This window comes from Flagellimonas ulvae, from assembly GCF_049333175.1.
In the GTDB taxonomy this organism is placed as follows: Bacteria; Bacteroidota; Bacteroidia; order Flavobacteriales; family Flavobacteriaceae; genus Flagellimonas.
This window is the reverse complement of the sequence record NZ_CP186325.1, coordinates 1,747,532-1,759,940: the sequence shown is the minus strand read 5'-3', so window position 1 is coordinate 1,759,940 and position 12,409 is coordinate 1,747,532. Positions and strand designations below refer to the sequence as shown.

At 39.9% G+C, this 12,409-nt stretch carries 6 protein-coding genes; 2 read left to right on the top strand and 4 right to left on the bottom strand.

Annotated features, from left to right (window positions below):
• The first annotated feature begins 118 nt into the window (after positions 1-118).
• Entirely contained in the window at positions 119-1,867 is a 1,749-nt protein-coding gene (locus ACOKFD_RS08035; protein WP_422860771.1) for a patatin-like phospholipase family protein, read from the top strand.
• 296 nt (positions 1,868-2,163) lie between these two features.
• Here ACOKFD_RS08035 and ACOKFD_RS08030 read toward each other — a convergent pair whose 3' ends face one another.
• From ACOKFD_RS08030 to ACOKFD_RS08015, 4 genes are all read right to left on the bottom strand, one after another.
• Entirely contained in the window at positions 2,164-3,300 is a 1,137-nt protein-coding gene (locus ACOKFD_RS08030; protein WP_422860770.1) for a formylglycine-generating enzyme family protein, read from the bottom strand.
• Between the two features lie 457 nt (positions 3,301-3,757).
• A complete protein-coding gene (locus ACOKFD_RS08025; RefSeq protein WP_422860769.1) occupies positions 3,758-5,596 on the bottom strand; it encodes an alpha-L-fucosidase in 1,839 nt (612 codons plus the stop codon).
• A gap of 128 nt (positions 5,597-5,724) precedes the next feature.
• Positions 5,725-6,618, bottom strand: coding sequence for a nucleoside hydrolase (locus ACOKFD_RS08020; RefSeq protein WP_422860768.1), 894 nt, complete (start codon positions 6,616-6,618; stop codon positions 5,725-5,727).
• Positions 6,619-6,734: 116 nt separating this feature from the next.
• Positions 6,735-11,135, bottom strand: coding sequence for a choice-of-anchor D domain-containing protein (locus ACOKFD_RS08015; RefSeq protein ID WP_422860767.1), 4,401 nt, complete (start codon positions 11,133-11,135; stop codon positions 6,735-6,737).
• Between the two features lie 170 nt (positions 11,136-11,305).
• Here ACOKFD_RS08015 and ACOKFD_RS08010 point away from each other — a divergent pair, with 170 nt between their 5' ends.
• Positions 11,306-12,352, top strand: coding sequence for a glycoside hydrolase family 43 protein (locus ACOKFD_RS08010; RefSeq protein ID WP_422860766.1), 1,047 nt, complete (start codon positions 11,306-11,308; stop codon positions 12,350-12,352).
• The last annotated feature ends 57 nt before the right edge of the window (positions 12,353-12,409 follow it).

Sequence of the window (12,409 nt, the reverse complement as noted above, 5' to 3'; positions counted from 1 at the left end):
TAAGGCCCATATCCTGTATGAGCTTGTCTTTGATTACGAAGATTGTTATTTGTAGGGGAGAATAGAAATCTAGGCACTTTAACACTATGCAAGAAGTAAAAATAGAATTTAAAACTTGATGGCAAAAAGAGAAAAAGAAGAACCTCAGATTCCGAATAATCCTTTAAACCGAATAGCCATTTGCATGTCTGGAGGAGGTTATCGTTCTGCAGTCTTCCAGCTGGGAATCCTTTCATACTTAAATTCCGTAGAATATGGGCAAAATATACTATTGAACCAAGTGAAGGCTATATCCACAGTTTCTGGGGGAACTATTACTGGCGTCATGTATTCGTCCATGTTGGCAAAAGGACTAAATTTTGAAACAATTTATAACACTTTGCTTGGGTGGTTGTCAAAGAAAGACCTTGTTCAAGAGGGGCTTGAAAAAGTAAGCAAGGATGGTGTATGGAATCATACCTACAAAAGAAAGAATTTAATAAATGCCTTTGCTGAGATATATGACGAATCCCTTACCAATGGTATGTGTCTTGGAGATTTGGATGGCATTTGGAATAAATCTCATCTGGAATATGTGTGCTTTAATGCTACAGAGTTTAAAAAGGGCCTACGTTACCGTTTTCAAATTGCTAAGGGAGCCAGACAGAATTACGTTGGGGCTTACCAATTGAATCTTAAAAAAGAGGTTTATCACGAAATAAGACTTAGCGATGTTATTGCCTCCTCTTCTGCATTTTCTGGCGGTTTTGAGCCTATCGCAATGCCAAGTGATTTTTTTGGCCCTGATTCTGAGCATAAAAGTTATTTTGAATCACATAGCGGTTACCAAGGAGCTTCTATTGGATTAATGGATGGTGGGATATATGACAATCAAGGAATCAGTAGTATAGAAGACTTTCAAGATAATGCGAAAGAGCACCAATTCGATCTTATCATGATTTGCGATGTCTCTTCTCCATATATCGATGCTTTTTCCTTTGTTTCAGAAAAATCAGGAGAGGTTCGTGAGATGACCATAAATCAGCTTTTATCATCTTACAGGAGAAAGAAAAGGATTTTCTATTTTTCATTATGGTTTTTCACTTTGGCAGGGTTGGTTTTCGCTTTGCTAGATATTGAGCTTCTTACTTGGCGTTTTGGGGTTGGCATTTCAATCACCGGAATAGGAATAGGCACCATAGTGAGTTACCACATTCTGAAGTCCATGGTTAAGGTAAGGGCGAACAATATGTGGAATTACCTAAAACAATTGATACCTGATTTTTTTGAGAAACGTCTGCCTTCTTTTAAGTTGGAACACTTCAAGTTGAAGCACTTGGAAATACTGGCTTTAGATAGATTCAATTCCCTTAAACTGCTTTTGCCTACAGTATTTCTTAAACAAATCCGTCGTTTGCACTATAATCGAATTTATGAAGATGATGCGTATAGCTATCGCAGGATGACCTGTCTGGTCAAAGAACTCACAAAATTAGACTTCAAAAAGAAGATTGAAGAAGACTATAGCAAGGTATCTAAAAACCTTTCCATGCTCAAGGGAAATGACTACGACGCGATTATGGGAGAAAAACTTGTAGGTCATATTGATGAAGCCGCAACTTTTGGAACAACCCTGTGGTTTACGGATAGTGATAAATTAAATGAGATTTTGGTGTCTTTACTAATAAGTGGACAAGCTACCTGTTGTCAGAATCTAATGATTTATTTGGATAAGCTTATGTACACAAAAGGGAACGGGTTTGAAAAATTGGACAAGGAAGCAAAGAATACATTGGAAACCTTATATAAAAAGACAAAAGAAGATTGGATGAAATTTAAGGATAATCCCAGCTTTCTGCACAATAGTCTATTTAATCCTAAGACGTAGACTTCTGGAGGGAATGAGACCTATCCTTTAAAATCCTAATGAATAAGAGCTTTTCAGCATATAAGGAGTTTTTGCTCACCGAATAGGTATCTTTATCCAAAAGGATAAAAGGTTTCTTTCCTGACTATCTCAAACAGATTCAAATCTTAGTATTTTGCTCAGTGGTTAACTAAGATTTTTCTTATCTAAAAAAACCTTCCTTTTACGGTATTATAATTATATAGGTTTACTCTAAAATCGAACTTTTACTGTTAAATCTTAAGTTGTGGTCAATAGAATTTACAATTTACTTTGATTTATTCCAGCATCTTTAGATCCTTTACTGTTCTAAATCCTAAATGCTCTGCACCAGAATCCTTACTTGTAGCCATTCGCGCGCTTATCCGATAACTAGCACAATAGCTCTCGCTACATAAAAAAGAGCCACCTTTTATAACTTTTTCCCTTGCCAGAGGTATTGACGGATTATAAGGTACATCGGCTCCAATCGGATTTCTAACCAGACCTTTCTTGCCTAATTCGGAATAATATTTAGTATTGAACCAATCTGTAGTCCATTCCCAAACATTACCAGCCATATCATAGAGTCCAAATTGGTTTGGAAGATAACTTCCAACTGGAGCCGTCCGTTCGAAGCCATCTTTCTCGGTATTCTCGACTGGGAATTCCCCTTCCCAAGTATTAGCGTGACTATTGAGTTGATAAAAGTCATTTCCCCAGAAAAATATAGCATCGTGATTACTGCCTCTGGCAGCATGTTCCCATTCCGCTTCGGTGGGAAGTCTTTTGCCAGCCCATTCGCAGTAGGTAAGTGCATCTTCGTACGCTATATGGACTACAGGATGATCATCCTTCCCCTTAATTGAACTTTTGGGTCCTTCAGGATGTTTCCAATTGGCACCTATTTTCCATTCCCACCATTGGGAAAAGTCATAAAGATTGGGGAGGCTTGATTTTGCTTTTCTAAAGACCAAAGATCCGGGTTGCATTATTGAGTCATGGGGTTTAGGGGTATTGGCGGGAAGTTGTTTTTTCATTTCCTCCCAATCAATTTCCCTTTCAGCCACAGTGATATAACCGGTTTGGTCCACGAATTTTTTGAATTGTGCATTGGTCACCTCAGTGATATCCATAAAGAAACCATCCACGGCTACCTGATGAGAAGGTTTTTCGTGTTGCATGGCCATTTTGTCTTGTGGAGCCGCACCTTGCTTGAAGATTCCTCCTGGCACCCAAACCATGCCTTTGGGAACTTTAATGCCCTTAGGGATTTCCACGATTAAACTGCTGTCTAAATTGCCCAAATCTGATTCCTCTGACTTAACTGGATTTTTCGTCTGATTTTTTTTGTCATCGCGTTCTTTACAACTAGAAATAGAGCATACCAGAACTACTATAACAACTCTGAGCGTAGATAGAATCGGATTTTTCATTTTGTGTAAGGAATTATGTATTTTTTTTGTTTATTTTTTACAAGTAACTATTTGTAAACAAAAAAATAAAAAAATCTGTAAATCATTGATTTACAGATTTTTTTTTACGGTTTAGAGTGGTGTCTAAAAAGTGGAGCCGGAGGGACTAGAACCTAGAGTTGGAAAGGCCCGTATATAGTGGTTTAGAGAGGTGTTGAAAATTATGCTCACCGAATAGGTAACTCCGTCCAAGAAAGTAGGGTTCGATTCCTTACGCCGCTTTAAATAGGCACAAATGGTGGTATATTGATGAGTGTTAGATTAAGATTTTAAAGGGTCTTAAAAAAGGTTCCAATTCTCTAATCTTTTTCTTATCAAATCTTTTGGAGCGATGGATTTCCATCCTAAACGATACCAATGTATTTTCCAATAACTAAAAAACCATATGACTAATCTACTTTAGATATATTATTAAATTCTATAATTCACTCAGCCAAAGCCATTGAAAATCAACAGGTTTATTGGTGTAGGGCACTATATTCAACATAATATCATAATACCCTGGTTTGGGGAAATCCAAAACCCCAATCCTATGAGAATTAAAGCTATCAATATGCCAATCGAGATTCGGCTCCCCAACGACACTACCCGTAAATCTGATTTTTTCACTTATTTCGACGTTTGCAGCTTTAATGGTAATTGCGCCTTTGTTTTGCTTACTTTGAGAGCTATAGGAAACATCGGCATAAACTGACATAGGTTTTTCAACATAAATACGCCATTGAAAATCTGAACTCTTTTTCACCTTAATGTGGCTTGGGATGGTTCCTTTGCGTTGGGCTTTAATGATGGGATGGTCAGGAGCTGGTTCTGACAGATTATTTAGTGAAAGACTGTAGCCGCCATAAGTGGACTTAGCGACCAAGTTTGCATCTGTATCTGGATAGTTGTCGAATTCCAAAACTATTGTCGAAATGTAATCATCAGGCTGCTTTTCCGGTAAATCTATAGTTGTGACCACATTATTGAAACGAAAATCTAGGGAAGCTTTTTGCCTATCGGCCAAAAGATAGATTTTTTTTGGTTTGGATTTTATTCCGGTTACGGGCAATTGTTGATGAAGGGGCCAATTGGTTACATGAAGAAAAACAAGTGTTTTACCATTCTTGAGTTTTTTGCAAGTGATATTGCCCCAATCATGCATGTCTTTACTTAAGTCAAAAGCTTGTGCACCATATATGGAATTTCCATTGATTGAAAGCCATTGCCCAATTTCCTCTAGGCGTTGCTCTATTTCATGTGGGACTTCACCATTGGCACGCGGGCCTATATTGAGCATCATATTTCCATTTAGACTAACATTACCAACTATGGACTGCAGTAAGGTACTAGTTGATTTCCATTGGGTTTCCGAAGCGTTAAATCCCCAAGAATGTGCGACCGTTGCTGGCGTCTGCCATGGAAAGTTCTCCTTGGATTCTCCCAAATGATTATCTCTCAGTGTTTTGTAATCGATGTCTGTATCCTCTTCAATCGATAGGCCCAATCGAGAATTTACCAAGCATTCTGGTTGCAACTCGCGGATAAGACCTTTCAGCTGTAGGAGCTGATCTTTTTTTACAACCGTCTTTGAATGATGCATCCACATATCAAACCAAATCAAGCTTATCTTTCCATAATTGGTCAAAAGTTCCCGCATTTGGGGCATGACTTTTTCTTGCCAATAGGTATTAAAGTTTTCTTCGGTAAGACCATAGATTTCCTTTGAGTGATCCCATCCGTACGGGTGTTCCCAATCCACCCAATGTGAATAATATAAACCTAATTTCATGTCATGCTTGGTGCAGGCCTCCGCAAGTTCCTTAACAATATCTCTTTTGGGTACGGTATGATTGCCAAGGTCGTAATCGCTTACCTGACTATCCCATAATGCAAAACCATCATGATGCTTTGCCGTTAGGGTAACATACTTCATACCAGCTTTTTTTGCCAATAGAACCCACTCTTCAGGATTTATTTCGTCCCAATTGAAACGATCTAAAAGTTTAATATATTCTTGTTTTTCGATACGGTTTCGATAGTATATCCATTCTGCATAATTATTATCATGACGGATTTTCTCACCTTTCCAAATACCTTCGGCCCCGCTATAAATGCCCCAATGGATAAACATGCCAAACCTTGAATCGGTAAACCACTCGGCCCTTTTGTTGGTATTTTCTTGGGCCAACATTGTACCATTAACCATTAGGAGGACAATGATAAGCTTGAAAATGCTGATTCGGGGTGTATCGTTATTAATTATCCAGCTGAACATATTTTTATATTAAATTAAAATACCTGAGCATCTTGAAATCCAACCTATCGTTCTAAAGATTTGATATGGATAGTTGAAACTTTGACCATATTTTTATGTTGATGTAAATCTAACTGACAATTATGCTGTTATGATTTGAAGTTTAGTATCGTCGTTTCAAAATCATTCAACATTAAGTCGGTTTCGAGTTTTTGATAAAACTTTATCGTACGGTCACCATTGTCCTTGGACATCCGTATCATTTTGCTCTTACTCCACTCCGGATTCAGAAACGCTTCCACAAGTGCAACATCCCATAAAATCCTTTTTTTTCGCAAAGGGTCTAAATGATTGTTCCATCGCTTTATCAGATAGTTCCCTAGAGTATTGTTTTGGAACTTGACTTTCATATCCATATAATCCACCTTCATTGCTCTTGCCACGTTCACTGGTAAAATATGCATGTCCACGTTGGAGTGCAGCATCAACTGAAGAGCGGGCACGTCCATGGTACTGTTAAAATCGGTAAGTCCAAAGATTCCTTTTTCAAAGTCATAGGTAGAACCCAACCAATATACTTTTATTTTATCGGATATAGTGTTGTCAATAAATAGTGCGGATGTAACATTTGTGAGGGCTCCCAAAGCAATGACAACAAGCTTTTTTCCCTCTTTTTGCTGATGTGCCTGTGCAATGATTTCGTAGGCTGCGGCTGAATGTTGGGCTTTATCGCCCCAATCGTACATTCTGGCATGTGCGCCCCTGTTTGTTTTTGTTTTCATATCCATTACAGCCAATAATTGTTGGTTCAATCGGTGACTGTTTTCCATAGTGTTGGGTATGGACCAATGGCTGGTTTGCCAATGCGTTGCGTTTATTGCTACTAAATTTATACTGCTATCCAGTAAAATTCTTGCCAATGCGTACACATCGTCTACTTCATTGCCCGTATCCAAATCAATAATGACATTTCTGGGAGAAGTATGCTGTGCCGAAATAAAAAACGGAAAAAGAAAAATAAGTACTCTTAAGATAAGCTTCACTCGAAATTGTTTGCTGTTTATGGACGATATTATTTGTTGGATATTACTATTTTAAAGTTTAAAGAAACCCATTAAACCAATTTGTATTAATGGGTTTCCGTCCCAATCAATAAAGCTTAATTTACTCTGAGAAGTCTTTCTTCCGTATCACCGTTGGCAAAACCAATTTTGAAGATGTAGAGTCCTTCCCCAAGGGTCTCCAGGGGAACGGTTATTTTATCTTCTGCAAATTGATTTGGTCCGTATGAATGACTTTCAACCATCCTTCCCGTCATATCGTAAATCCGTATTTCAATACTTTCTTTTGTAAGTCCAGAACTCTTTTGCGATTCAGAAAAAGAAACCATTACATATTCTGATGCTGGATTTGGATATAATACAAATACTCCTTCAGAATTGATGGATTCTATAGGTATTGAAGCTCTTAGTGCCGTACTGCCGCTGACAGGGAGTATTTCTTCCAACCTAATTTCCTCCCACCACACAGAGCCGGTTCCATTGAAGAGTTGCAGGTTGATTTCCATATTAGTAGTACCAACTGGGGGTACTATGTTGTTCAAACCAATGAATTTATAGGTGAGGTCTACACCACCAAATCTGCCAAATTGAGTGGCTCTTGTAATGTTTTTTCCATTACCATCTTGAATATAACTTCCGTTTTCATCAAGAAACTGGATGAAAAAACGGGAAAATCCTTCGGTAAGCGACCTTTTTACCTTGCCTGATAAGTTGTAAGAGCTTCCTTCGTTGATTTTTACCAATTGTCTAGACCCGCTAAAACCCTTTGAAGAACGGAAAAGTCGCATAATTGGACTTTCGGCGCCCTCCGCATTCACAACATCGGTCTCTACCGTACCGCCATTTGTCCATGGGCTTTTTTGACCGCTGTTGAAATCACCGTTGCGTAAAATACTTGTTGGCGCGGTATTTGTATTATCCGCCATCTCAATATCATCGAACCATGCGGTTCCCGTTGCCGCTAAAATCTGAGGGGTTACCTCTACCTGTGTACAGCCTTCGGGTGTGGTAAAGCTGGCTGTCATCAATTTATAGCTGGGGGAGTTGGCAAAGAAATTAGAGGTAGTCTGTCCAATTTCGTTATTGCCGGCATCCAAAAACCTTACGAAGATTCGAAAAGCACCGGTTTCGGAAGTCCGTTCCCCTTTAAAATAACCTTGTACGGAATATTGTCCCAATGGTTGTACAGGCACGGTTTGTACCGCACCGAAAAAACGGGAACCTTCAGGTGTATCCGGCGGCAAAAAGAGGCGAAGGGCTTTACTTCCCGACCTAGACTCGGTAGCGTCATCCACAACTGTTCCCGCATTGGTCCAAGGCACTTTTGATGGGTCTTCAAAATCCCCATTACTCAAGAGGTTTCCTGGCCCTTGCCCAGTAAGCGACAATGTAATCGTTGCTTCTTCCGGGTCATTACTTTCAATAATCAGGGTGGCCCTTCTTGAACTGGATTGTGAAGCAGTGAACGTCATTTCCAATACTGCAGACACCCCTGGCTCCAATGTGCTACCAGATTGGTTTTGAAAGGTAAAAAGTTGTGCATCGGGTCCGCCCACCTCAATATTGCTGAGTTGTAAGGAAGCTGTACCCACATTTGTAACATTTATGGTCTTGGTACTGGATGCATTCAAATCAATAAGACCAAAATCCAATGAACCGCTCGTTAACAACGCCTTTGTGTCCGCATCGTAAATGGCGATATCCGGTTCAGGCTGCCCAGTGTCTGGAACAATAATGGCCTCTTCAAAAACTGCAGTAGAAAGCTGGCCGTTCGCTGTGCTGGAACCCGCAAGTCCCAAGGATACTTCAAAAGGAAATATTACAATGGTACTGTCCAATATTTGAAAAGTAGCTCCATCCAACGAATACGAAGCAGTAAACCTATTTCCCGAACGGTCGACTCTAAGCCATATTGGGGTGGATGCACTTACTGTTGAAATCTGTTCCGTATCGTTTCCCCGAAGTGCTCTTTGTTGGAGTATCAGTGCTGCTGCATCCGATAGTCCCAGAAACAGGTTTTTACTGTCCACAACATTTGATTCGCGCACCATGATTCCAAAAATTCCTGTTTGTGCTGCCGTTGACAGTTTTGTGGTAAATTCAAAATCACCTTCCAGTTTTTCATAGATATATCTAAATTGGTCCGAGGTTCCACTAATCCCAGAACCAGAAGCATCCATCGTAAAGACGCCATTGGACGAACGTACCCTACCTGACGGATTTGCTCCACCTACATTACCGTTCTTGGCGACAAAAACGGTTCTCCCGTCCATATAACTGGTTTGGCTCGATGCTTTTGTGTCCAGATTATTACCTTCAAAAAATAATTTATGGGTTGCACTGCCTGTGAAGTACGTGCTTCGGACAAAGGCGTCTTTGTTTTTTTTGATGGTAAATGGATATTCGAAACTATTATCCACTGATTTTAGAACTACCTGTTTATTCTCTTCGGATGAGTTGCGTATCCTCCAAATCGTGTAAAGACCGTTCCCATTTGCATCTTTGACTTTTCCGAATGAGGTTAATCGCAGACCAGTATTCTGTTTTCCGGCATCGTCACCATTATATGGAATGTCCTTGAATCCATCCGCTATTACCGTAACATCCAATCGATTAAAAGCAAAGGCCCTTGTGGTAGTTCCCTTTATGGTAAAACTAAATGTAGATTCATCCGAATCGTTGCTGGAAATGTTCACAGTCGCTGTTCGTGTACCATCGCCGGTAGGTTCAAACTGTATGGATAAAATGGAATTTTCCCGATTGGCCAAGGATGTACCGGGCTGTGCCGTAATCTGAAAATCGTTTGCGTTTGTCCCATTAATGGTAATGTTCGAAATATCGAGGTTGCCACCACCTAAATTTGTGATTTCAAAATCATTTTCAACACCATTGCTCCCCAATCGTAAGGTTCCAAAATCAAATTCCCCTCCATTTTCAAGTGTTAAATCGACTCCGGCAACCACTTGGATGTCCGGCAGGTTTGTAGTCAATAAGGTGGTAATGGAATTGGGAGGAAGCTCAATAGTGCTATCGGGTAAAATAACGGTTTCCATCGGATCGTTGTTGCTGCCCAAAGTACCGGCAGATTGATGGACGACCTTTCCTGAAAAGCCCAAATTGGAAATATCCAATGTTTTGACCTCATCGCTCGCATTGGTAATCCAAAAGTTCTTATTGTTGTTGTTCGAGAATGAAAAGCCAAATAGTTCAGGAACGTTCGTACCGGCAAGATTGGAAATCCCTGAAAAGGATAATTCTTGACGTTGATTCATTCCAGCAGTGGCTAAACTGGCCAATGAAATGGCTCGGCCAACAGCATTTATGCCTCCATCGTTGGTGGTCATTCCACTAAATTCGTGCATTTGCAAAAGTTCGGATGAAGGTAGTTCCAGATAACTGGCAATATTATAATTGACGACCAAGGCATTTTCCCAACTAAATCTATCTTGATTGACACCGGGGCCGATATTAAAAAAGTTGGGCATGTACTCTGTCCACCAAACGTCCCAATTATCGGCAGTTACTACATTGGCAAAATCAGTATTGATTTTAGCTTGGTCGAATACCGTACGAAAAGAATTCAGCATCGTATTCAATTCAGTCTGATTTGTTGCTGTTTGATTGGGATTTGACTCAATGTAGGCGTGCATGGTCAACGCATCGACCAGGTTGCTGTCCAATCTAGGGATGACGTAACCGTTCCAAAAATCCTTGCGCCTGCCTTCTGAACCTTCGGTGTCAAAGTAGGCTACGGCAGCGAATTTGGCATTTGGGAATTCCTTTTTTATCTCAGTGATAAAATAATGGCATGCTTCGGGATAACCGAATCCTGCGTTGTCCTCCCTGAATCCTTGAAAATTCAAGAATTGATACTTTCCGGCACCAAAATAGACTTCATTGGAAAGTTCTATAAATTGAACGGGCATTCCACTTGCTTCCGCACGTCTCAGCATCTCCAGATTGCGTTGCAGCCTATCCTCAAAGGCTCTCCACCAATCTGGTTGCAAGGGTTGAAAAGTTTCACTGTCCTCTGGAACACCGAATTTTTCTGAATAATAATCCAGACCTGGAGTGGTCATATTCATTACGTATACAGGCTGAAAATTGTTTGCTTTCTGTGCTTTGGAAAAGTTTTCGACGGAGTTGGTTCTTCCTGTTCCGTTTTCAACAATCGATTTTACGAAACCTATCATCTGCGTGGGGTCTATCCAACCATCTTCACTGCCTGGGGTTCCTTTGGGAGGGAAAAAAGTATCGTTTCTATAATCCCAATTTTCAGAAACCGTACCGCCGGGAAAACGCAGGTTGGTCACTCTTGACTCAATCAAGGAAGCCAGTCTATTCTGGCTGTTCCAAGGTTCTTCAATCAGCGTAGTGTTGTTGTTACATCCTATAATATTTGGATTGTTGGAAATCATGGGGCCTTGCGAGACCTGTATCTGTGCTTGAAGAGCACATACTAAAAGAAAAAAAATTAAAAAAGTAGTTTTTGTTTTCATTGTTATGGGGTTGTTGGATTTTTAACTAATCATTAACGAAAATTATAAAATGGGTCGAGGTAAAACGATGGATTTGTAAATCAGAAGCAATTATGTAGGTGTAATCTTTTATTTGCGGTAGTAATCCATTTTCAAGATTCCGAAATTTTGAAGAACATAATTTAAACTTGATGACACGTTCAATAATGACACTGTACAAAGGCTTTTTACTGATTATTTTATTGCTCATTTATGCCGATATCAATGCACAACAAGCAGCAAAAACTGGCAACCCGATACTAGAAGATTGGTATGCAGACCCCGAAATGGTCATTTTAGGCAATACGTATTGGCTTTTTCCCACTTCTTCGGGAATTTCCAGTGACAGAATCGCATTGGACGCTTTTTCATCAAATGACTTGGTAAGCTGGAAGAAGCACGAAGCGATAATCTCTTCCAAAAATGTAGATTGGATTGACGATTCGCTTTGGGCCCCCTCGGCCATCGAGAAAGATGGAAAATATTTTGTGTTTTTCAGCGCCAATGACATACAGACTCCAGAGAGTAAATGGTGGAACCCCAAAAAACACGATAGTACCGAAGTTGGTGGAATCGGTGTTGCTGTGGCTAAAAATCCCAGGGGTCCTTATAAAGACCTTTTGGGTAAACCCTTAATAGGAAAAGTACACAATAAGGCTCAACCTATTGATCAATTTGTCTTCAAGGACATAGACGGAACTTACTATATGATTTATGGAGGATGGAATCATTGCAATATTGCGAAGTTGAATACCGATTTTACAGGTTTTATAGCTTTTGAAAATGGACAATATTTCAAAGAAATTACACCCAAAGACTATGTGGAAGGCCCGTTCATGTTCGTTAAAAATGACAAGTATTATTTTATGTGGTCCGAAGGTAGCTGGGGCAAGGATAATTATAGCGTTGCCTATGCAATTGCAGACTCTCCCTTAGGCCCTTTTGAGCGTTTGGATACTGTCTTGCAGTCCGATCCACAAATTGCCACCGGTGCGGGACACCATTCAATATTGAACATACCCAACACTGACGATTGGTATATGATATACCATCGCAGGCCAATACCAAATGAGCATCGAAATCATAGGGTGGTCTGTATCGATAAAATGGAATTTAACACGGATGGTACCATCAAACCCATTAAGATGACTTTTGAAGGCGTAGGAACTGTACCACTTAATTCAGCTAAGAAAAAATGAAGTTTTCGCTCGCTCACTTCACCAATATCTTAGTTTTTTGAAGCTGAGGACGATAGA